This window comes from Bordetella petrii, from assembly GCF_000067205.1.
Taxonomy (GTDB): domain Bacteria; phylum Pseudomonadota; class Gammaproteobacteria; order Burkholderiales; family Burkholderiaceae_B; genus Bordetella_A; species Bordetella_A petrii.
The window spans coordinates 940,895-962,178 of the sequence record NC_010170.1 but is presented as its reverse complement, the minus strand read 5'-3'; the positions used below and the strand labels follow the sequence as shown (position 1 = coordinate 962,178).

Annotated in this window: 20 protein-coding genes and 2 pseudogenes; 12 read left to right on the top strand and 10 right to left on the bottom strand. The window is 68.9% G+C overall.

Going from position 1 to position 21,284, the window contains the following annotated elements; genetic code table 11:
* Positions 1–4: 4 nt before the first annotated feature.
* Together BPET_RS04405 and BPET_RS04400 are read left to right on the top strand one after the other, a co-directional pair.
* A complete protein-coding gene (locus BPET_RS04405) occupies positions 5–1,162 on the top strand; it encodes an aminodeoxychorismate synthase component I (protein WP_012247884.1) in 1,158 nt (385 codons plus the stop codon).
* A gap of 28 nt (positions 1,163–1,190) precedes the next feature.
* Positions 1,191–1,823, top strand: coding sequence for an aminotransferase class IV family protein (locus BPET_RS04400; RefSeq protein WP_012247883.1), 633 nt, complete (start codon positions 1,191–1,193; stop codon positions 1,821–1,823).
* Positions 1,824–2,061: 238 nt separating this feature from the next.
* Here BPET_RS04400 and BPET_RS04395 read toward each other — a convergent pair whose 3' ends face one another.
* Both BPET_RS04395 and BPET_RS04390 read right to left on the bottom strand, forming a co-directional pair.
* The gene (locus BPET_RS04395; protein WP_012247882.1) at positions 2,062–2,781 is read right to left on the bottom strand and encodes an SDR family oxidoreductase; all 720 of its coding nucleotides are present in this window, start codon (positions 2,779–2,781) and stop codon (positions 2,062–2,064) included.
* A complete protein-coding gene (locus BPET_RS04390) occupies positions 2,778–3,770 on the bottom strand; it encodes a Bug family tripartite tricarboxylate transporter substrate binding protein (RefSeq protein WP_012247881.1) in 993 nt (330 codons plus the stop codon). Before BPET_RS04390 ends, BPET_RS04395 begins: the two co-directional genes overlap by 4 nt.
* Before the next feature lie 96 nt (positions 3,771–3,866).
* Here BPET_RS04390 and BPET_RS04385 point away from each other — a divergent pair, with 96 nt between their 5' ends.
* Positions 3,867–5,540 (top strand): AMP-binding protein, encoded by a 1,674-nt coding sequence (locus tag BPET_RS04385; protein WP_041862698.1) that lies wholly within the window; start codon positions 3,867–3,869, stop codon positions 5,538–5,540.
* A 2-nt stretch (positions 5,541–5,542) separates the two neighbouring features.
* Positions 5,543–6,286, top strand: coding sequence for a GntR family transcriptional regulator (locus BPET_RS04380; protein ID WP_012247879.1), 744 nt, complete (start codon positions 5,543–5,545; stop codon positions 6,284–6,286).
* Positions 6,287–6,544: 258 nt separating this feature from the next.
* Here BPET_RS04380 and BPET_RS04375 read toward each other — a convergent pair whose 3' ends face one another.
* A complete protein-coding gene (locus BPET_RS04375; protein ID WP_012247878.1) occupies positions 6,545–7,414 on the bottom strand; it encodes a tRNA threonylcarbamoyladenosine dehydratase in 870 nt (289 codons plus the stop codon).
* Positions 7,415–7,754: 340 nt separating this feature from the next.
* Between BPET_RS04375 and BPET_RS04370 the strand changes: the two genes are divergently transcribed.
* Both BPET_RS04370 and BPET_RS04365 read left to right on the top strand, forming a co-directional pair.
* Entirely contained in the window at positions 7,755–8,888 is a 1,134-nt protein-coding gene (locus BPET_RS04370) for an MFS transporter (RefSeq protein WP_041862696.1), read from the top strand.
* Positions 8,885–9,151, top strand: a pseudogene (locus BPET_RS04365) (gamma-glutamylcyclotransferase); the annotation flags it as partial. The gene BPET_RS04370 and the pseudogene BPET_RS04365, both read left to right, overlap by 4 nt.
* Positions 9,152–9,192: 41 nt before the next feature.
* Here BPET_RS04365 and BPET_RS04360 read toward each other — a convergent pair.
* Positions 9,193–10,367, bottom strand: a protein-coding gene (locus tag BPET_RS04360; RefSeq protein WP_085970191.1) for an IS3 family transposase whose coding sequence is annotated in 2 segments (ribosomal slippage) — positions 9,193–10,118 and positions 10,118–10,367 — 1,176 coding nt in all. Because the reading frame shifts where the segments join, the coding sequence is not laid out codon by codon here.
* 66 nt (positions 10,368–10,433) lie between these two features.
* On the opposite strand from BPET_RS04360, the pseudogene BPET_RS04350 reads away from it, so the two are divergent.
* The 6 genes and pseudogenes from BPET_RS04350 to BPET_RS04325 all read left to right on the top strand — a co-directional run.
* A pseudogene (locus tag BPET_RS04350) lies at positions 10,434–10,811 on the top strand (gamma-glutamylcyclotransferase); the annotation flags it as partial.
* 68 nt (positions 10,812–10,879) lie between these two features.
* The gene (pdxH, locus tag BPET_RS04345; protein ID WP_012247874.1) at positions 10,880–11,512 is read left to right on the top strand and encodes a pyridoxamine 5'-phosphate oxidase; all 633 of its coding nucleotides are present in this window, start codon (positions 10,880–10,882) and stop codon (positions 11,510–11,512) included.
* A 16-nt stretch (positions 11,513–11,528) separates the two neighbouring features.
* Positions 11,529–12,041: a flavin reductase family protein gene (locus BPET_RS04340; protein WP_041862694.1), complete on the top strand. Its 513-nt coding sequence runs from the start codon at positions 11,529–11,531 to the stop codon at positions 12,039–12,041.
* A 13-nt stretch (positions 12,042–12,054) separates the two neighbouring features.
* Positions 12,055–13,164 carry an NAD(P)/FAD-dependent oxidoreductase gene (locus BPET_RS04335; RefSeq protein ID WP_012247872.1) on the top strand — a complete coding sequence of 370 codons (1,110 nt, stop codon included), beginning with the start codon at positions 12,055–12,057 and terminating at the stop codon, positions 13,162–13,164.
* 41 nt (positions 13,165–13,205) lie between these two features.
* Positions 13,206–14,060, top strand: coding sequence for a formyltetrahydrofolate deformylase (gene purU, locus BPET_RS04330; RefSeq protein WP_012247871.1), 855 nt, complete (start codon positions 13,206–13,208; stop codon positions 14,058–14,060).
* A gap of 13 nt (positions 14,061–14,073) precedes the next feature.
* Complete coding sequence (locus BPET_RS04325) at positions 14,074–14,682, top strand: LysE family translocator (RefSeq protein WP_012247870.1); 609 nt, start codon at positions 14,074–14,076, stop codon at positions 14,680–14,682.
* Positions 14,683–14,713: 31 nt separating this feature from the next.
* Here the strand turns inward: BPET_RS04325 and BPET_RS04320 are convergent, their stop codons facing one another.
* From BPET_RS04320 to BPET_RS04295, 6 genes are read right to left on the bottom strand one after another with little or no spacing between them, the layout of a single operon-like run.
* A complete protein-coding gene (locus BPET_RS04320; protein WP_012247869.1) occupies positions 14,714–15,538 on the bottom strand; it encodes an HpcH/HpaI aldolase/citrate lyase family protein in 825 nt (274 codons plus the stop codon).
* Positions 15,522–16,742: an MFS transporter gene (locus BPET_RS04315; protein WP_012247868.1), complete on the bottom strand. Its 1,221-nt coding sequence runs from the start codon at positions 16,740–16,742 to the stop codon at positions 15,522–15,524. The genes BPET_RS04320 and BPET_RS04315 overlap by 17 nt, the downstream gene beginning before the upstream one ends.
* Entirely contained in the window at positions 16,739–17,497 is a 759-nt protein-coding gene (locus BPET_RS04310; protein ID WP_012247867.1) for a GntR family transcriptional regulator, read from the bottom strand. Before BPET_RS04310 ends, BPET_RS04315 begins: the two co-directional genes overlap by 4 nt.
* Positions 17,494–18,684 carry a CaiB/BaiF CoA transferase family protein gene (locus BPET_RS04305; protein WP_012247866.1) on the bottom strand — a complete coding sequence of 397 codons (1,191 nt, stop codon included), beginning with the start codon at positions 18,682–18,684 and terminating at the stop codon, positions 17,494–17,496. The genes BPET_RS04310 and BPET_RS04305 overlap by 4 nt, the downstream gene beginning before the upstream one ends.
* Positions 18,681–19,835, bottom strand: a complete 1,155-nt coding sequence (locus tag BPET_RS04300) for an acyl-CoA dehydrogenase family protein (RefSeq protein WP_012247865.1) — start codon at positions 19,833–19,835, stop codon at positions 18,681–18,683. Before BPET_RS04300 ends, BPET_RS04305 begins: the two co-directional genes overlap by 4 nt.
* A 31-nt stretch (positions 19,836–19,866) precedes the next feature.
* Positions 19,867–21,267 (bottom strand): MmgE/PrpD family protein, encoded by a 1,401-nt coding sequence (locus tag BPET_RS04295; protein WP_012247864.1) that lies wholly within the window; start codon positions 21,265–21,267, stop codon positions 19,867–19,869.
* Between the last annotated feature and the right edge of the window lie 17 nt (positions 21,268–21,284).

Genomic DNA, 21,284 nt, shown 5'->3' with positions numbered 1-21,284 from the left:
CTCCATGCAATGCCGCTTTGAAGACCGGCTGGCCGGGCAGGCCTTGTGCCTGCGCGACCCGCTGCAACGCATCGAAGCGCGCCGGCCGGGCGAACTGCCCGCGGCGCTGGACGCCATCGAGACAGCGCGTCGCGCCGGCCGCTGGGTAGCCCTGCTGCTCGACTACGAACTCGGCGAATGGCTGGCGCCCGAGACCACCCTGCCGCCGCCGACCGGCCCGGCCCCTGCGGCTTGCCCCGAGGGGCACGCGCCGCGCCTGACCGCGCTGGCATTCGGCCGCATGGCCGCCGAGGCGCCCTGGCCCGCGCCGCCGGAAAGCGCCGACGCCGCGCGCATCCTGTCGGTGCAGCCACGCATGGCGCGCGCCGATTACCTGCGCCAGATCCAACACATACGCGCGCTGATCGAGGCCGGCGAGTTGTACCAGGCGAACTACACCCAGCCGCTCGATGTGCGCGTGCAGGGCGACGCCGCACAGCTGTACCGGCGCATCGCCGCGCGCCACCCCGTGGCCCACGCCGCCTATATCGAAGACGGCGCGCGCACCGTGCTGTCGTTCTCACCCGAGCTGTTCGTGCGGCGCGACGGCGAGCGCCTGACGGCGCGCCCCATGAAGGGCACCGCGCCGCGCCACCCGGACCCCGCCGAAGACGAACGCCTGGGCCGCGAGCTGCACGCCAGCGCCAAGAACCGCGCCGAGAACCTGATGATCGTGGACCTGCTGCGCAACGACCTGGGCCGCCTGGCCGAGCCCGGCTCGGTGCAAGTGCCCGCGCTGTTCTCGCTGGAACGCTATCCCACGGTATGGACCATGACCTCCACCGTCACGGCGCGCGCGCCCGCGGCAGGCCTGGCCCAGGTGCTGCATGCGTTGTTTCCGTGCGGGTCGGTCACCGGCGCGCCCAAGGTGGCGGCCATGCGCCGCATCCGCCAGCTCGAGGTCGCCCCGCGCGGCCTGTATTGCGGCGCCATCGGCTGGCTGGCGCCGGACGGCGACTTTTCGCTGAACGTAGCGATCCGCACGCTGGTGCTGGATAAAGGCGGCCGCGGCGTCTACAGTGTGGGCGGCGGCATCGTGCACGATTCCGATCCCGAACAGGAATGGCAGGAATGCCTGTGGAAAGCCCGTATCCTGCGCGATGCGATCCCGCCGCCGCAATGAACCAGGCCCCTTCAACCGGAACTTGCCCATGTCTCCCGAGCTGATCGAGACCCTGCTGGCTGACGCGGAAGGCGAAATCCCGCTGCTGCCGCGCCACCTGGAACGGCTGCAAGCGGCCAGCGACGTGCTCGGCTACCCCTGCGATGCCTTGGCCGTCGAACGCGACCTGCGCATGGCCGCCGCCGCGCTGGTGACGCCCGGCCCGCACCGGCTGCGCCTGCTGCTCGACCGCGCCGGCCGCCGTCACATCCAGACCGCCGCGCTGCCGCCGCTGGCGCCCGGCCAGCAAGTCATGTTGTCCGACCAGCCGCTCGACGCGCGCGAGCCGCTGTTGCGGTACAAGACCTCGCACCGCCCCTGGTATGCCGATGCCGCCGCCTGGCTGGCCGCGCATCCCGGCGTGTTCGATCTATTGTTTCTGAACCAGCGCGGCGAGTTGTGCGAAGGCAGCCGCAGCAACGTCTACCTGCAGGTGCGCGGCGTCTGGTACACCCCGCCCCTCGCATCCGGCTGCCTACCCGGCGTGCAGCGCGCCGAGCTGCTCGACAGCGGGCGCGCGCAAGAGCGCGTGCTGACCCTTGACGACCTGCACGCGGCAGACGGCATCCGCCTGTCGAATGCGCTGCGCGGCTGGTTCGACGTCGAGCTGCATGCCGGCTGACCGATGCCCGGGTTCGCCGGACGGCCCCAGGCGCCTGGCTCCGCACACGCCACGCCCTCGGGTACTTCGGGCGGCAGGCTCCGCAGACCCCACGCCCGCGGGCGCCTCAGGTGTCGGGCTCCGCAGGTGCCTGACACCGTGCGGCTGAGTACCCGTTGCGCAAGGCGGTGTCAGGCACCTGCGGAGCCCGACACCTGGCAGGGGGCAAGTCTGGCGACAAAGCTGGCGCAGAACCTGCTCAGGCCGCCCCCACCGTCATCCCTCCGCACACATACAGCGTCTGCCCGGTAATAAAACCGGCGCGCGGGTCGAGCAGCATGGCCACGGCGTGCGCCACGTCTTCCGGCTGCCCGATGCGCCCCACCGGAATCGAGGCGGCCAGTTCGCGCGTGCGTGGATGGTCGGGCGGATTGGACTGGTTGAACAGCTCGGTGGCCACTGGCCCGGGCGCCACCGCGTTGACCGTAATGCCTGAGGCGGCCAGTTCCAGCGCCCAGGTGCGCGTCATGCCGGCCAGGCCCGCCTTGCTGGCGCCGTAGGCTGTACGCCCCGGCTTGCCCAGCGCGGCGCGGCTGCCGATATTGACCACCCGGCCATGGCCGCGCCGGCGCATCGAGGGCAGCAGCCCCTGCAACAGCAGCAGCGGCGCCACCAGGTTCACCGCCAGTGTCTCCTGCATGGCCTGCCCCGACACCCGCTCGATGTCGGCCACCTTGATCATGCCGGCGTTGTTCACCAGGTACAGCACTTCGCGCTGCGCCGCCAGCTCGGCCACGGCCTGGCTGGTGCGGGCGGCGTCGGCCAGGTCTACCGACACAAAGGTTTCGCCGGCCAGCAGCGCGGCCGGCGCGCCGCGGCTGAAATTCACCACGTCGTAGCCGTCTTCTATGAGGCGCACGGCGATGGCGCGGCCTATGCCGCGACTGGCGCCGGTAATCAATGCAGTGGGTCGGCTCATTGGGCGGCAATGCCTCGCTGCTTGATCAGCCCGCCCCACTTTTCGCGCTCGCGCTGCTCGAACGCGCCGAGTTCGTCGCCGAACAGGGTGCCGGGCCGGGCGCCCATGCCTTCGAACTGGCGCGCCAGCTCGGGCGCCTGCAAGCCGCTGCGCGCGGCCTCGATCAGGGCGCGCACCACGGGCTCGGGCGTGCCGCGCGGGGCGTACAGCGCGAACCAGGCGGTCACGTCGAAACCGGGCAGGCCTGATTCATTGAAGGTAGGCAGGTCGGGCACCGACGGATCGCGCTGCAGCGACGTGATGGCGATGCCGCGCACTCGCGAGCCGTCGCGGATCTGCGCCAGCGAGCCCGGCAAGTTGTCGAACAGCAGGTCGACCTGCCCGCCGGCCACGGCGGGCAGCGATGCCGACGTTCCCTTGAATGGCACGTGCAGCAGTTCGACGCCGGCCACGGCCTCGAAATAGGCGCCCGTGAGGTGCACCGACGAGCCCACGCCCGGCGAGGCGTACGTCAGCTTCTTGTCTTTGCGCGCCTTGGCCGCCTGGATGACGTCGGCCAGGGTCTTGAAGGGCGACTGGGTGCGCACCGCCAGCACGTTCGGCGTGGTCGAGACCAGCGCGATGGGCACCAGGTCTTTGGCCGGATCGAACGGCATGCTGGCATACAGGAACTCGTTGATGCTCTGCGTGCCGATGGTGCCCAGGCCCAGCGTATAGCCGTCGGCGGCGCTGCGCGCCACGTGGGCCATGCCCACATTACCGCCCGCGCCGGGGCGGTTCTCGACCAGCACGGTCTGTTTCAGGCCGGGTTCCATGGCATGCGCGATGGCGCGGCCGAAGATGTCGGCGGCGCCCCCTGGCGGATACGGCACCACTACCGTGACGGGGCGGTCGGGATATGACGCGGACTGCGCGGTGGGCGCCAGGGCCAGCGCCAAACCGGCGATGGCCAGGCATTTGGCGGCGAAAAACGGCAAAGCAGAACGCATGGGTGGTCTCCTTTATTGCGGCATCGGCCAGCTTGTTTCCTCTGCGGGTTTTCAATAAAGTACGTAAATACGTACTTTATGCATATAACCACAACTATGTCCGTTCCCACAACACCCGCCGCCGGCGGCGCGCCCACCTTCGCGGCCCGCCTCGACGCGCTGGCGCAACGGCAGCCCGATGCCACGGCCCTGATCGACAGCGGCCAGCCGCTCTCGACCGCCACCCTGCGCGACACGGCGAACCGCCTGGCTGCCGCGCTGGCGCAGGCTGGCGTGGCTCCGGGCAGCCGGGTGGCGCTGTGGCTGCCCAATTGCGCCGAATGGGTCGTGGCGTTCCTGGCCTGCGCCCGGCTGGGCGCCCTGGTGCTGGCGGTGAACACGCGCTTTCGCTCCGCCGAAGTGGCCGACATCCTGGGCCGGGGCCGCGCCGAATGGCTGGTGTACTGGCCCGGCTTCAAAGGCATCGACTTCGCTTCGATTCTGAACGACGTGCCTGACGATGCCCTGCAGACGCTGCGCGGCGTCATCGCCCTGGACGACGCGTCAGATGACGCGCCAGACGATGCGCCGGGCGGCGGGCCCGCGCAAGTGCGGGGCCGCCCGGTGCTACCGTGGCGGCAACTGCTGGCCGGCGCGCCACCGGCCGCATCCGCCGCGTCCGCCGTTCCCGCCGCGCCGGCCGATGCCGCCGCGCTGTGCTTCACCACATCAGGCACCACCTCGCTGCCCAAATTCGTGCTGCACGACCAGGGCACGCTGCTGCGCCACGGCGATGCCATTGCGCAGGCCTATGGCTACGGCAACGACGCCTGCGTGCTGGCCGCCGCGCCGTTCTGCGGGGCCTTCGGTTTCGCCATGCTGGCGGGCGCCCTGGCGGCCGGCGTGCCACTGGTATGCGAGCCGGTCTACGACACCGGACGCACAGCGCAGGCCATCCGCCGCCATCGCATTACGCACGCGTTTGCCAACAATGAAGCCTTGGCGCAGTTGTTCCAGGCCGGGCAGCCGGGTGACTTCGCCTCGTTGCGCCTGTGCGGCTTCGCCAGCTTCGCCCCCGCGCTGGGCAACCTGCTGCAATTGGCCGAAACACACGGCGTGCCGCTCACCGGCCTGTACGGATCGAGCGAGCTGATCGCCCTGGTGGCGGCCCAGCCGCTCGATGCGGCGCAGGGCGACGTGTCGGTGCGCCACCTGGCCGGCGGCCTGCTCATCTATCCGCAAGCGCGCGTGCGCGCCTGCGATCCGCAAACCGGCGCCGTGCTGCCGCACGGCCAATCGGGCGAGCTGCATATCCAGTCGCCCAGCCTGATGCGCGGCTACCTGGACAACCCCGAGGCAACGCAGGCCGCGCTGACGCCCGACGGGTATTTCAAGACGGGCGACCTGGGCTACACCCTGGGGCCGCGCCAGTTCGTGTTCCAGGCGCGCCTGGGCGACTCCCTGCGCCTGGCGGGCTTTCTGGTGAACCCGGCCGAAATCGAACACCTGGTCGAATCGCTGCCCGGCGTGCGCGCCTGCCAGGTCGTGGGCGCCGAGCACCAGGGCAAGACGGTACCCTATGCTTTCGTACTGCTCGAGGACGGCGCGCAACCCGACCCGGAAGGCTGGCGTGCGGCCTGCAAGCGGGCGCTGGCGGGCTTCAAGGTGCCCGCCGGCTTCCAGGTGCTGCAGGCGTTTCCCGCCGTGGAAAGCGCCAACTCGGTCAAGATCCAGAAGCACCGGCTACGCGACATGGCCATCGCCCTGCTGGCCGAATCGGCGGCCCACTGACCATGGCCGCCGCCAAACTGTATGCGCGCAGTCCCCAGCCGCTGTACCTGCAGATCGCCGCGGTATTCCGCAGCAATATCCACAGCCGCCACTGGCAGCCCGGCCAGCAGGTCCCGCCGCTGGAAACGCTGGTCGAACAATACGGCGTGGCGCGCTCTACGGTGCGGCAGGCCTTCGGCCTGCTGGAAAACGAAGGCCTGATCCGCCGCGCGCGCGGCTCGGGCACCTTCGTGAACGAAGCGCTGCCCCACACCCCCACCCTGCTGATTCCCAAGAACTGGGAAGAAACCGTGGCCCTGAGCAACCAGCTGGGCACCGTGTCGCTGATGGAATCCAGCGCCGACACGGCCCTGCCCGACAACCTGGGCATGCCCTGCGACCAGGCGCGCGATGGCCGCTTCCAGTATTTGCGCCGCGTGCACGTCACCGACGCCGGGCCGTTCTGCTACAGCGAGGTCTACCTGGACACCGGCCTGTTCCGCAGGCACCGCACGCGCATCCGCAGCAGCACCGTGGCGCCCGTGCTCGACCAGTTCTACGGCAGCCGCATCACGCAGGCGCGCCAGGTGCTGAACGTAATCGAGGCGGGCCGGGAATCGGCCGAGGCCCTGCAAATTCCGGTGTCGGCGCCCGTAGCCGAACTGCGCCGCTACGCCTGCATCGGCAACCGGGTCGTCTACTTCGCGCGGCTCGAATTCCCGTTCCAGAAGATCCGCATGGAGTTCGACCTGCTAGCCCCCCGCTGACACCTTCCTTCACGCCGCCGCACACTATGCTGCGGCCCTCATGCTCGCAGGGCGACGCCAAGACCGAACGGCGACACGCTAGTCCACCCGCCTAGTCACGCGGCGGGAGGCCGGGCGGCGGGCGGCGCGTTGGGCGGCGGGGCAGCTGCGCAGCAGGCCTCGGGCGCCTGGTTGCGCCCGAGCCCGACGCACGTGCGCCGCCCACCGCCCGGCCGCCCGCCGCGTGACGGAGCAAGAACCCCACTGCCCACCCGCAAGCTAAGTCCCCTGCAACGCCAGCCGCACCGCCTCGTTGGCCACCGCCATGCCCATGGCCGCCGTCACCATCACCACCGAACCGTAGCCAGCACACGACAAACCCTGCGGCGCCGCAGCCTGCGCCGCCGCGCCAAGGTCGTCGCCCGCCTCGGCCGCGCGCGCCCACGCCGCCGGCAAGATCGCCGGCTGGTCGAACCACAAGGCCCGCACGCCCATGCGCGGCACGCGCTTGAGCGGCTTGCCGCGCGCGTCGCTGGCCTTGGGAAAGCCGTGCTGACGGCGCAAGGTATTGCGCAGCTTGGCCAGCAATGCATCGTTCTGCGCCTGCGACAGATCGCCCGCGCGCAGGGCCAGCGGATCGGTCTTGCCGCCGGCGCCCCCGCACAGCAGCAGCGGAATGCCGCGCTGGCGCGCGTGCAGCACCATGGCGATCTTGGCTGCGGCCTGGTCGGTGCAATCGGCCAGCGCCGTGTAATAGCCTGGCAGCACCTCGCCCACGTTGCCGGGTTCGACAAAATCGTCCACCCGCGTCAGCACGCACTCGGGATTAATGGCCATGATGCGTTCCGCCATGGCGTCAACCTTGGACTGCCCCAGAGTGGGAGTCAGGGCGTGTACCTGGCGGTTGATATTGGACTCGGCGATATGGTCCAGGTCGATCAGGGTCAGCGCCCCCACGCCACAGCGGGCCAGGGCCTCGGCCGCCCACGAACCCACGCCGCCCAGCCCGGCCACCGCCACATGGGCCTCGCGCAGGCGCGCGGGCGCGTCGGGGCCGTACAAGCGGGCCAGGCCGCCAAAACGTCGCTCGGCGTCGATCTCGCACAGCGAGGCGGAAATACTGGATTCGGGGACGGGTGAAATGGCCATGGCACGTATTCTCCCATGACGCCGCGGCGGCGCGCCGGCCCGGCCGTTGCAAGAACGACACACGCAAACTATTGATCCAACATCTATTTGTAGCGGCAACAGGACGCCATCTACGCCGATCTGCCTGCCAATTGCCGCCAGCACCCCATCATTGCAGCCTATACGCTAGATGCGGCTGAAACTGCCCGCCACGGCGGCCGGACGGCGCCATCGCTCGACACTGTCGGAAGATACGGCCAGAATGACTGCAGTTAACGCCGTGTCCGCCTCACACTCTTCTCCCTCGCCTTCTGCCAACGCGCCGGAATTTTCCGGGGCGGGGCTGCTGTGCGTGGTCGCCATGCTGAACCATGTGGCGTTGACCGGCGGACGCATCACGGTTTCGCTGACCGCCCTGCAACTGGGCCTGTCCACTTTCGTCGTGGGCGGGCTGGTGGCGGTTTTCGCCGTCATCCCCATGCTGATGTCGGTGCGCGCCGGCCAGTGGATCGACCGCGTTGGCGTGCGCCGGCCCGTTACGCTGGGCAACGGACTGGTCGTCACGGGCACCGTGCTGCCTTTTGCCTTCCAGACCCAATGGGCCCTGCTGGTGGCCGCCTGCAGCATCGGGGTCGGTTTCATGCTGCACCAGGTGTCCACCCAGGACGTACTGGGCCATGCCGAACCCCAGCGGCGGCTGCGCAACTTCTCGTGGCTGTCACTGGCCATGGCCGGCTCGGGCTTCAGTGGCCCGCTGATCGCCGGGCTGGCCATCGACCATCTGGGCTCGCGCATGGCCTTCGGCATTTTGGCCCTGGGGCCGCTGGTGGCGCTGGCCGGATTGCGGCGGCTGCAGCCCGCATTGCGCGCCATGGACCACGCCATCGAACCCACCGAGCGCCAGGCCCGGCGCCGCCCGGTGGCGGAGCTGCTCAAACTGCCCCCCTTGCGCCGCATTCTGATGGTCAACACCATCCTGTCGGGCGCCTGGGACACCCACCTGTTCGTGGTGCCCCTGTTCGGGGTGGCCATCGGCCTGTCCGCCACCACGATCGGCAGCATACTCGCCGCCTTCGCGCTGGGAACATTCCTTATCCGGCTGGTATTGCCCTTTATCCAGACGCGCGTCAGATCGTGGACGCTGATACGCACGGCCATGGGTATTACCGCGGCAGATTTCCTGATTTACCCGCTGTTCGCCGAAGTTACCACCCTGATCGGGTTATCCTTTATTCTTGGCCTGGCGCTGGGCTGCTGCCAGCCCAGCATCCTGTCGCTGCTGCACCAACACACCCCGCACGGCCGCGCCGCCGAGGCCGTGGGCCTGCGCATGGCCTTCATCAACGCCTCGCAGGTCTCGCTGCCGTTGACCTTCGGCGCGCTGGGTGCGGTAATTGGCATCGCCCCCCTGTTCTGGGCCTACGCCCTGGCGCTCGGCGCCGGAGGCTGGGCCAATCGCCACCCCCCGCAAGACGTCGAGACCCCCGCGCCGTGAATTCGCAGCCCCCCGCCATTCCTTCCATGCCCTTCCGCCTGTGGACGCCCGAAGAACGGCGCGCCTCGCTGGACGACGCCCTGAAGCACTGGCGCCAGGGCGAAGACGTCTGGGTGTACGGCTATGGCTCGCTGATCTGGCGACCCGATTTCGAATACCGGGAACGCCGCCTGGCCACCCTGCGCGGCCACCACCGCGCGCTGTGCCTGTGGTCGCGGGTGAATCGCGGCACGCCGGAATGCCCGGGACTGGTGTTCGGGCTGTGACGTTGCCCGCGAATTTCGGATCCCTTAACTGAGCGAGATTATGCCACCCGTTGGTTCTGGGCGGCGTACCAGTCCCGCTCGAATTGCATCGGGCTGACGTAGCCCAACGTCGAGTGCAAGCGCGAATGATTGTAGAAGCTCAACCAGTCGATTACCTCGTCCATCGCTTCGCGACGCGTTGCAAAGCGCTGGCCGAGGATGCGTGCACGCTTGAGCGATCCCCACAGGCTCTCGGTCGGTGCGTTGTCCCAGCAATTGCCTCGACGGCTCATCGAACTGCGCATGCCGTAGCCCTTGAGCAGGTCCTGGAAGTCATGACTGCAATACTGGCTGCCACGGTCACTGTGGAGGATCAGGCCCGCTTGCGGACGGCGGCGAAACCACGCCATACGCAGCGCATCAGACACCAGCTCCGTGCGCATGTGCGGCTGCATCGACCAGCCCACCACCTGACGGCTGAACAGGTCGAGAATGACGGTCAGAAACAGCCAACCCTCGTCCGTCCAGATGTACGTGATGTCCGTAGTCCAGACCTGGTCGGGACGCGCGGGAGAGAAGTCTCGTTGCAGCAGGTCCGGTGCGACCGGCAGGCTGTGTTTGCTGTCGGTCGTGACCTTGAACCGGCGTTTGGTCTTCGCCTTGATGCCGTGCAGCTTCATGAGCCGCTGGACACGATCCTTGCTGACGCGAATGCCCTGGACCAGCAGTTGCTTCCACACGCGCGGCCAGCCGTACTCGCCTTTGGATTCAGCGTGCACGGCCTTGATGTGCACCAGCAGAGCGTCGTTGCTGATGCGTCGGCGCGGTCGGTCAGTATCGACATCCCGCACCTTGCGCGCGTGGTAACCGCTGGGGCTGACACCCAGCACCTGGCAGCTCAGGGACACCGGCCATTGTCGGCTGTGAAGCTCGATCCAGGCGTACTTCATGCCGACACCTTCGCAAAGTACGCCGTGGCTTTTCCCAATATGTCGCGCTCCATCTTCACGCGTGCCAACTCCGCGCGCAGCCGGGCAATCTCCATCTGTTCTGGAGAAACCTGTTTGCCTGCGCCGTTCAGCTTCCCAGCGGCATCGGCCTTCACCCAGTTGTGCAGCGTCTTCGGGCTGATGCCCAGTATCTTCGCCACCGCCGCCATGCTCTGGCCGCCGCGGACCATGCGCACGGCTTCCAGCATGAATTCCTGCGTATATCGAGCTCTCGGATTACCCATCTTTCCTCCCTCCTTGCGTGAGTTTTACACACTCAGCAAGGGATCCATTTTTTGCGGGCAAGCTCACTGGACCGCGGCGGCTCATGCCGCGGCGTGGTGTACCGCCTGGCCGGGCAGGCCGTGCCCGACTACTTCCCGGCCCTGTGGGAACGCGAGATGTCCACCGGCGCCTATCTGCCGCGCTGGATCAATTGCGCCACCGACGAAGGACTGGTGCGCGCGCTGGTGTTCGTGATGAACCGCGACAACCCCGCCTACATCCGCGCCCTGCCCGACGCCGAACTGCTGGCCATCGTGCGTCGCGCCTCGGGCCGTTATGGGCGCTGCACCGAATACGTCGTGCAGACCGCGCAGGCGCTGCGCGCCGCCGGCATCCGCGACGCCCGGCTCGACCGCATCGCCCGGCGCCTGGAAGAACCCGACGACCCCCAGGTCGACAACTAGGGCCCCGTGCGTTGGCGGTAAACTCACCCATTCACCCGCCCTCCATCTGTCCTGGCATTCCGCATTCCATGTCTGTATCCGATCTGCGCCAAAGCTACGAAAAAAGCACCTTGCTCGAAGACTCGGCGGCCGCCTCGCCATTCGACCAGTTCAGCCAGTGGTTCGACCAGGCGCTGGCCGCACAGGTGCCCGAACCCAACGCCATGACGCTGGCCACGGTCGACGCCGATGGCCAGCCGTCGGCCCGCATCGTGCTCATCAAGGGCTACGACTCGCGCGGCTTCGCGTTCTACACCAACTACGAATCGCGCAAGGGCCACGACCTGCTGGCCAATCCGCGCGCCGCGCTGCTGTTTTTCTGGCAGCCGCTCGAACGCCAGGTGCGCATCGAGGGCCGCGTCGAGCAAGTATCCGCGGAAGAATCCGACGCCTATTTCCACAGCCGCCCGCTGGGCTCGCGCATCGGGGCCTGGGCCTCGCGGCAAAGCCAGCCGGTCACCCGCGCCGAACTCGAAGCGCGCGAACAGGAAATCCGCGCCCGCTACGGCGAACAGCCGCCGCGCCCGCCGCACTGGGGCGGCTACCGGGTCGTGCCGACCCTGTTCGAGTTCTGGCAGGGCCGCCCGTCGCGCCTGCACGACCGCTTGCGCTACCTGCCGGATGGCCGTGGCGGCTGGGCCATCGACCGGCTTTCGCCCTGAGCCGCGCCGCCGCTGCATGCCCGACATCGCCCCCGACTTCGACGCGCGTTTTTTTCGTACCGCCCTGGGCCGCTTCGCGACCGGCGTCACGGTCGTAACCACGGCGGCGCCCGATGGCGCGCCCATCGGGCTGACCGTCAGCTCGTTCAATTCCGTGTCGCTGAACCCGCCGCTGGTGCTATGGAGCCTGTCGCGAAGCTCGGCCTCGCTCGGCATCTTCGAGCAATGCGAACGCTACGTCGTCAACGTGCTGTCGGCCGGCCAGGCCGCGTTGGCGCGCCGCTTCGCGACCGGCCACACGCGCGAGCGCTTCAACGGCCTGTCGCGCGCGCTGGCGCCGGGCGGCACGCCCATGCTGGACGCGCACTGCGCTGCCTGGTTCGAATGCCGCAATCGCAGCCGCTACGTCGAAGGCGACCACATCATCATGGTCGGCGAGGTGGAACGCTGTGGCCACAGCGGCGAGGCGCCCCTGGTCTTTCACGCCGGCGGGTTCGACCTGACGCCCGCCCACAAGCATTCTGAATGAACCTCATCCCATCATGAGCACTGACATCGACTGCATCGTCGTCGGCGCTGGCGTGGTCGGCCTGGCCGTGGCTCGCGCCCTGGCGCTGGCCGGCCGCGAAGTGCTGGTGGCCGAGGCCGCCGAAGCCATCGGCACGGGCACCAGCTCGCGCAATTCCGAAGTCATCCACGCCGGCATCTATTACCCGGCCGGCAGCCTCAAGGCGCGCCTGTGCGTGCGCGGCAAGCAATTGCTGTACGACTACTGCGCCGGGCGCGGCATTGCCCACCAGCGGCTGGGCAAGCTCATCGTCGCCACCACCGACGCCGAAGCCGCCCTGCTCGACGGCATCGCCGCGCGCGCCGGCGCCAACGGCGTGGACGACATGCGCCGCCTGAGCGCCAGCGAAGCCCGCGCGCTGGAACCGGCGCTGCGCTGCACGGCGGCGCTGCTGTCGCCGTCCACCGGCATCGTCGACAGCCATGGCCTGATGCTGGCCTACCAGGGCGACGCCGAGAACGCCGGCGCGCAATGTGTGTTCCATACGCCCATGCTCGCCGCCCGGGTGCGGCCCGAAGGCGGCTTCGAGGTGCAGTTCGGCGGCGACGAAGCCATGAGCCTGTCGTGCAACGTGCTGGTCAACGCCTCGGGCATCCACGCGCCCACCCTGGCGCGCCGCATCCAGGGCCTGCCGCCGGCCAGCATTCCGGCCGAGTACCTGTGCAAAGGCAGCTATTTCACGCTGGCGGGCCGGGCGCCCTTCTCGCACCTGGTCTACCCGGTGCCGCAACACGCCGGCCTGGGCGTGCACCTGACGCTGGACCTGGGCGGACAGGCCAAATTCGGTCCCGACACAGAATGGATCGCCACCGAAGACTACACGCTCGACCCGACCCGGGCCGAGGTGTTCTATGATGCGGTGCGTACCTATTGGCCTGGCCTGCCCGATGGCGCGCTGGCGCCGGGCTATACCGGCATCCGCCCCAAGATCTCGGGCCCGCACGAACCTGCCGCCGATTTCGTCATTGCCGGCCCCGCGGCGCACGGCGTGGGCGGCCTGGTGAACCTGTTCGGCATCGAGTCGCCCGGGCTGACCGCCAGCCTGGCCATCGCCGAAGAGGTCCTGGCGCGCCTGGCGCCGTAAGGCCGGCATCGCTTCGCATCGCCCGATTTTTCCTGCAGACCATGCAACATAACGACTACATCCTGACCCTGTCCTGCCCTGATCGCACCGGCATCGTCTACCGCGTCAGCGGCCTGCTGTTCGAGCTGGGCTGCAACATCCTCGATTCGCAGCAGTTCGGCGACGACGAAACCAACCGCTTTTTCCTGCGCGTGCACTTCAACCTGCCCGCGGCGGCGACCGAAGCCAGCCTGCGCGAGCAGTTCGGCGCGCTGGCCGGCGCCTACGGCATGGACTGGCAGATTCACGACGCGCGCCGCAAGGCGCGCCTGCTGATCATGGTCAGCAAACAGGGCCACTGCCTGAACGACCTGCTGTTCCGCGTGCAAAGCGGCCAGCTGCATGCCGAGATCGCCGCCATCGTGTCGAACCACAACGACTACGCCGGCCTGGCGGCCTCGTACGGCATCCCGTTTCACCACTTGCCGGTCAGCGCCGACACCAAGGCCGAGCAAGAAAAACAAGTGCTGGCGCTGGTGGAAAGCGAGCAGATCGACCTGGTGGTGCTGGCGCGCTACATGCAGATCCTGTCGCCGGAAATGTGCGTGGCGCTGACGGGCCGCGCGATCAACATCCACCACAGCTTCCTGCCCAGCTTCAAGGGCGCCCGGCCGTATCACCAGGCCCATGCGCGGGGCGTGAAGATTATCGGCGCCACGGCGCACTACGTGACATCCGACCTCGACGAAGGCCCGATCATCGAGCAGGACATCGAACGCGTCGACCACACCATGACCGCCGCCGACCTGACCCAGGTCGGCAGCGACGTCGAATCGCTGGTGCTGGCGCGCGCGGTGCGCAGCCACGTGGAACACCGCATCCTGCTCAACCGCAACAAGACGGTGGTGTTCCGGTAATGGCCATGCCGCGATGACCCTGCACACCTGGCTGCTCTACCTGATTGCCGTAACGGGGCTGTCGGTCACGCCCGGCCCCAATACGCTGCTGGCGCTGACGCACGGCGCGCTGCATGGCCACCGCAAGGCGCTGTGCACCATCGCCGGCGGCACGCTGGGCTTCACCCTGGTCATTGGCCTTTCCATGCTGGGCATCGGCGCGCTGCTGCAGGCCTGGTCGCCGGCGCTGATCCTGCTGAAATGGGTAGGCGGCGCCTACCTGGTGTACCTGGGCATCCAGCTGTGGCGCGCGCCGGCCGTGCAATTGCAGGCCGGGCCGGCCATGCCGGCCGCGCGGCCCGCGCGGCTGTTCGGCCAGGGCCTGCTGTCGGCGGTTTCCAACCCCAAGGCGCTGCTGTTCTTCGGCGCGTTCCTGCCACAATTCATCGACCCTGCGCGCGGCCTGGCGGCCCAGTTCGCCACCATGGCGGCCACATTCGCGGCCATGGAATTCCTGGTTGAATACGGCCTGGCGCGCGGGGCGCACCGGGTGCGGCCGTTCCTGGAACGTGCCGGCAAGCGCTTCAACAAGACCTGCGGCGGGCTGTTCGCGGCCATGGGGCTGGCGCTGCCCACGACCTGAAACCCACCCGGGCGCCCGCAACCCCTGGAAGTCAGGCTTGCGGCGCCGGCGTGGCCTGCCCGGCCTGGGCCAGCCACGCCAGCGCCAGGTCGTGCAGGGGCTTGTCGACCAGCTTGCCGTCCACGGCAATGGCGCCGCGCCCGCCGCCGGCCACGGCCTGCACGACCCTGCGGGCCCAATCCAGTTCCTCGCGCGATGGCAGGAACCCCTGGTTCACGGGCTCGACCTGGCGCGGATGAATGCACAACTGCCCGCCGAAGCCCAGCCGGCGCGCCGCGGCGGCCACGGCCTGCACGGCCGCGGTGTCATCCCAGTGCAGCGTGGTGCCGTCGATAGGCGGGGCCAGGCCCGCCAGCCGCGACGCCAGCACCAGTTCGACACGCACCGGCAGCCAGCCGGCCTCGTCCTGGATGCCGGTATCGCGCGCGAAATCCACGCTGCCGAACACCAGGCGCGCCACCCCGGGGGCCAGCGCGAGTTCGCGCGCGCGATGCGCGCCCAGGGCGGTCTCGACCAGGGGAAACAGCCGCGCTTCGGCGCCCAGGTGCTGGCGCAGGTGCGCCAGCACCGCAGGGTCTTCCGACTTGGGCAACATCACCGCGCGGCAGCCGGCCTGGCGCGCGGCGCGCAGATCGTCGTCGAACCACGGCGTGCCCGCGCCGTTGATGCGCAGGATGGCGGGCCGGCCCGGCGTGGCCAGCCACTCGGCCACTGCCTGGCGCGCCGCCGTCTTGGCATCGGGCAGCACGGCGTCTTCCAGGTCCAGGATGACGGCGTCGGCGCCCGCCGCGACGGCTTTATCGAAACGCTCGGGACGGTCGCCGGGGACGAACAGCAAGCTACGCAGACGATTCATGGGCAATAGGCTCCTGGGCCTGGAAGCGGCGCCGCTGGGCGATCAGCAACAAGCCGAACAGCAGCGCCGGAATGACGATCAAGACGAAGGCAAGGCGATAGCTGTCGAGCAGCGCAGCCACCGCGCCGAAGGCCGGCGGTCCCAGCACCACGCCCAGGAAAGTGCAGGTCAGCGCGCCGCCCGTGGCCAGGCTGGTCTTGCCGGGCGGCGCCTGGCGCGCCACTTCGGCCAGGTACACGCCGTTCCAGCCCACCCCGGCCGCGCCCAGCACGATCAGCGCCAACGCCACCACGGGCACCGGCGTGCCCGGCGGCAGCAAGGCCAGCGTCACCGAGCCCAGCGCCATCAACAGCGCCAGCAGCGCCAGCGTGGCGACGGCGCCCAGGTAGCGGTCGGCGCACCAGCCCCACAGCAGGCGGCCCACCACGCCAGCCACCTGGCCCACCGACAGCATCACGCCCGCCATCACCAGCGTGTAGGCCAGGCTGTCGTGCAAATAGGTCACCACGTAGGCGCTGAACGACCACTGCAGCGCCGAAAAACACAAAGACGCGCCAGCCAGCATCGCCAGCGAGCGGCGCGAGAAGATCAAGGCCAGCGGCGCGCGCAGATCGCCCAGGCCGGCGCGCCGTTGCGGCGTGCGATCGGCGTCCAGCTGCGCGCGCACCAGCTGCGCCAGGGCCGCGCAGGCCAGGCAGGCCAGCGCCGTGGCCAGCAGCGTGCCGCGCCAGCCCGCGACAATTTCCATCTTGGGCGCCAGCAGCCCGGCCAGCACGCCGCCCAGCGGCACGCCGGTCTGCTTGACCGAAAACACGAAAGACATGCGGTGAGGCGGGGTGGTCTGGATCAGCAGGTGCGAGCTGGCGGGCGTGATCGGCCCGTAGCCCAGCCCCAGCAGCACCGCGCCCATGGCCAGCAGCGCCACGTGGCCCGACAGGCTGCACAGCAGCCCCAGCGCGCACAAGGCCAGCCCCCACTGGCTGGCCCGGATGGCCCCCTGCCGCGCCACCCAGCCGCCAGCCATCAGGCTGCCCGCCATGGCGCCCGCATACATCAGCGAGACGTACACGCCCACCAGCTCGGCGCCCACGCCGGCCGAGGCGCTGAGCACTGGCGCCAGCACCGGCACTACCAGGGCTGCTGCCGCGACCAGCGCTTGCACCGCCAGCGTGATGGCGAGCGTTCCTGCTCCGGAGACTTTCACGCAGGCACCTGCCAGTCGCGGCGGAACGATTCGCGGTAGCTGAAGCGGTCGGCCGGATGCACGCTGACGGCCAGCTCGACCAGCGCGTCGCGGGCATCCAGGTAGCGGCGTTCCAGGCGCAGCCCGGCCGAGCCGGGCTTGGCCGCCAGGCGCCGCGCGGCGGCCTTGTCCAGCACCACGGCGCGGATGTCCTGGTGCACGGTCTTGATCTGCAGGTCGAATTGTTCTTCCAGCACCGCATACAGGGCGCGCGTCATGCGGCCCTGTATGCCCGCCACTGCGCGGAAGGCAGGCGCGATGTAGGCGTCGGTCATGCAGATGGGCGCATCGTGCGCCTCGGTGTAGCGCAGCCCCCAGACATGCAGCCAGGTTTCGCCGGCCGAGGCGTCCAGGGTGCCGGCCAGCTCGCCGTCCACCTCAAGCAGTTCCTGGCCTTCGATTTCCAGCGAGGTTTCGTAGGCGTACTGGCGCAGGTCGGTAATGCCGGACATGGTCTGCGTGTACTGGGTCACCGGCGTCTTGGCCAGCACGCGGCTGCCCACGCCTGGCTGGCGCGTCACCAGCCCCATCTGCACCAGCTGCTTGACCGCTTCGCGCACCGTGAAGCGCGAAACGCCGAACTGGTCGCACAGCTCGAACTCGGTGGGCAACAGGCCGCCCACCGGATAACGGCCGGAGCGTATTTCGTGAACCAGGGTGGTGGCCAGCTGCAGGTAGCGCGGCCGGCCGCCGGGCGCTTCGATCTTCAAGGTCATAGAACAGCAGTCTTCCTCAAGCTGGCGATCTGGTCCGGCGTATAGCCTGCCTGCGCCAGCAGCTCGTCGGTATCGGCGCCCATGGCCGGCGCCGCTCGCGTCAGCGGCGCTTCGCCCGGGCAGCGGATCGGCGAGGCCACGCCCTTGATGGCCCGGCCCCCGGCATCATGGGCATCCAGCAGGCAATGGCGCGCCTGCACGAAGGGGTTGTCGAGCGCCTGCGCTACATCATAAACCGGCGCCGCCGGCACCCGCCCGGCAAAGCGCGCCATCCAGTCGGCCGTGGTGGCGGTCACGAACACGGCCTCGAGTTCCTGGTTGAAGCGCTCGCGGTGGCGCAGGCGGCCCGCGAAATCGCGGTAGTCGGGATCTTCGGCCCACTCGGGATGCCCCATGGCCTGCGCCAGCAGCGGCCAGAACTTTTCCTTGTTGCACATGATGAAGATCCAGCCATCGGCGGTGCGGTAGAGCTGGCTGGGCACCAGCGAGGGATGCCCCGAGCGCGGCGCGCGGCCGGTCTTGTGGCCGCCGTTCAGGTACCAGGTGGCCAGATAGCCCAGGTTGTGCAGGGCCACGTCGAACAGGCTGACGTCCACATCGCGCCCCACGCCGCTCTGGCGCGCGCCCAGTACAGCCGACACGAGACCCAGCGCGGCCGTGGTGCCCGTCATCAGGTCGATGATCGACAGGCCGAAGCGCGACGGCGGCCCGTCGGGTTCGCCGGTCAGCGACAGATAGCCCGCTTCGGCCTGCATCAGATAATCGTAGCCCGGCCAGCCGGCGCGCTCGCCGTCGCGGCCGTAGGCCGACAGATGCACGCACACGATATCGCGCCGCACCTCGCTCAGAGCCTCGTACGTCAGCCCCAACCGGCCCGGCAGATCGCCGCGCAGGTTGTTGAACACGGCGTCCGCATGCTGGCACAGGCTGCGCAGCACCTGCTGTCCCTGGGGCTTTTTCAGATCCAGCGTGACGCTTTTCTTGTTGCGGTTGAAGGCCTGGTAGAAATGGCTGTCGCCCGGCCCGAAATAGTGCGGCCCCACGGCGCGGCCCACGTCGCCGCCGTCGTGCGGGTTCTCTATTTTGATCACTTCGGCGCCCAGGTCGGCCAGATGTTGCGTGCCGAACGGCCCCGCGCCATATTGCTCTACCGAGACGATGCGCAATCCTGTCAGCGGCAGGCTCATATGCGGTTCCTTTCCACCAGTTGCCGGGCGATGATGATGCGCTGCATTTCGTTGGTGCCCTCGCCAATTACCAGCAACGGCGCGTCGCGGTAGAAGCGTTCGACCAGGTATTCCTTGGAATAGCCGTAGCCGCCGTGGATGCGCATGGCCTCCAGGCTGTTTTCCACCGCGGTCTCGGTGGCGAACAGCTTGGCCATGCCTGCCTCCATGTCGCAGCGCTCGCCCCGGTCGTAGGCTTCGGCGGCGCGCTGCACCAGCAGGCGCGAGGCCTCGGTGCGGGTGGCCATGTCGCCCAGCTTGGTCTGGATGGCCTGGTGCTCGCAGATGGGCTTGCCGAAAGTCTTGCGCTGCTGCGCGTACTTCACCGATTCACGCAGCGCCGCCTGGGCCACGCCCACGCCGCGCGCCGCCACGTTGATGCGGCCGAGTTCGAGCCCGTTGAGCACCATCTGCAGGCCGCGCCCCTCGACGCCGCCAATCAGGCGGTCAGCCGGCACGCGGTAGTTTTCGAATACCAGCTCGGTCGAATCGATGCCCTTGTAGCCCAGCTTTTCCAGCTGGCGGCTCACGGTAAAGCCCGGCCCTTTCTCGGCAATGAACAGGCTCATGCCTTTATGGCGCGGCTCGGCCTGCGGGTCGGTCTTGACGAGCAGGGCAAAGCAGTTGCCGTGATAGCCGTTGGTGATCCACATCTTGGCGCCGTTGATCACGTAGGCGTCGCCGTCGCGGCGCGCCACGGTGCGGATGGCCTGCAGGTCGGTGCCGCAGTCGGGCTCGGTCAGGCCGATGCCGCCGCGCAGTTCGCCGGTGGCAAAGCGCGGCAGGAAGGCCTGCTTCTGCTCTTCGGTGCCGTTGCGCTGCACGGCGGCCGCCATAATCAGATGCGAATTCAAAATGCCGGACAATGACATCCATTCTTCGGAAATCAGCTCGATGATCTTGGCGTACGTCACGGTGGACAAGCCCAGGCCGCCGTATTCCGGAGCGATCAGGCAGCCGAACAGACCCATGTCCTTCATCTTCTCGACGATTTCCACCGGGTAAGTGTCGTCGTGCTCCATCTGCCACACGTGAGGGCGCACCTCTTGTTCCAGGAAGCGCCCCACCATGTCCAGGATCAGCTGTTCCTGGCCCTCGTCATGCACTGTCATGCAATGTTCTCCTTGAAAAATGCGGCGGCGCTCAGGCCTGGCCCAACTGGTCGGCCAGCGCGCGGGCCGAGCCCTGGTCCAGCCCCAGCACGCATTGCTCGATGGCGTCGGCGCGCGAGGCCGGCACCTGGCGCCGCGCGTTGTCGTGGAACTTGGCGCGGATGTCGTCGGCGCTCAGCGGCCGGTCTTCGGCGCCGCGGTTCACCGCCTCGCGCTCGCGCAAGACGCGGCCGTCTTTCAGCTCGACGATCACCTCGCCGGAATAGTGGCGGGGAAAGCCGCTGTCGGGGTCGTTGCGGTAATCGGTGACGGCGGCCAGCGCCAGCACGGCCGGATCGCGCAGCGCGGCTTCTTCCAGGTCGTCCAGCGTCAGCCGGCCCTTGCACAAGGCCGTGCCCACCAGATAGGGAATGCTGAACTGGGCCTCATAGCTGTTGGCGGGCCGGCGCTTGGACGCCTCGGGCTCGCACACGGTCTTTACCACCTCGGCCGGCACCAGCACCGTGATGCGCCGCACCTGCTCCGGCTTGACCCCCTGCGCATGCAGGCGCACCGCGGCGTCGACGCTGGCGTGCGTGAAATGGCAGGCGGGCAGCGGCTTGACGGACACGCGCGGCACTTCCCACAGCTGGCCCAGGGCCTCGGTGGCGAGCGCCAGATCGTAGCCGGCGTCCCCAAGGTGGCTGGCGTACAGGCCGAAGCGGCCTTCGTAGGCCAGCCGCGTGCCGGTATAGCCATGCTTGCCGAACGTAGCCGCGGTGATGCCGGCATTGGCCGCCCAGCCGGGATGCATGCGCTTGTTCCAGGCGCCGTCGTTCAGGAATTCCAGGCTCCCCGCCGCCACCGACAGCGTCAGGCCCTGCGCGTCCACCATCTGCCGCGCGTCCAGGCCCATCAGCCAGCCGGCGGCCAGCGTGCAGCCAAAGGCGCCGATCAGGCCGGTGGGGTGGAAGCCCACTTGGTGAAAGCCGCCCTTTGCCACCGCGCCCAGGCGGGTAGCGACTTCCATGCCCAGCACATAGGCCGTCACCATGTCGGCGCCGGAGCGGCCGTCGCGCGCGGCCAGCGCCAGCACCGTGGGCAGCACTGAAGCGGTGGCGTGGATCACGCCGCGCGCATGCGTATCGTCGTAGTCCAGCCCGTGCACCAGCACGCCATTGGCCAGTGCGGCATTGCGCGGGTCCAGGCGCAGCCGCGTGCCGATGACCACGCTGTCGCCGCCGCCATCCAGTTCGCTTACGGCCGCCAGCGCGCGCCGCGAGAAATCGTAGCCGTGCGAAGCCAGCGCGATGCCGATCGAGTCCAGCATCAGCAGGCGCGCGCGCTCGCGCACCTCGGTTGGAATGCGCGCCCCGTCAAAGCCGGCGGCATAGTCCGCCAGGGTCTCGGACAGCGCAAGCCCGGTGGCCGGCATGTCTGCATTGTCTTTCATGCGTGTTCTCCTCTTGT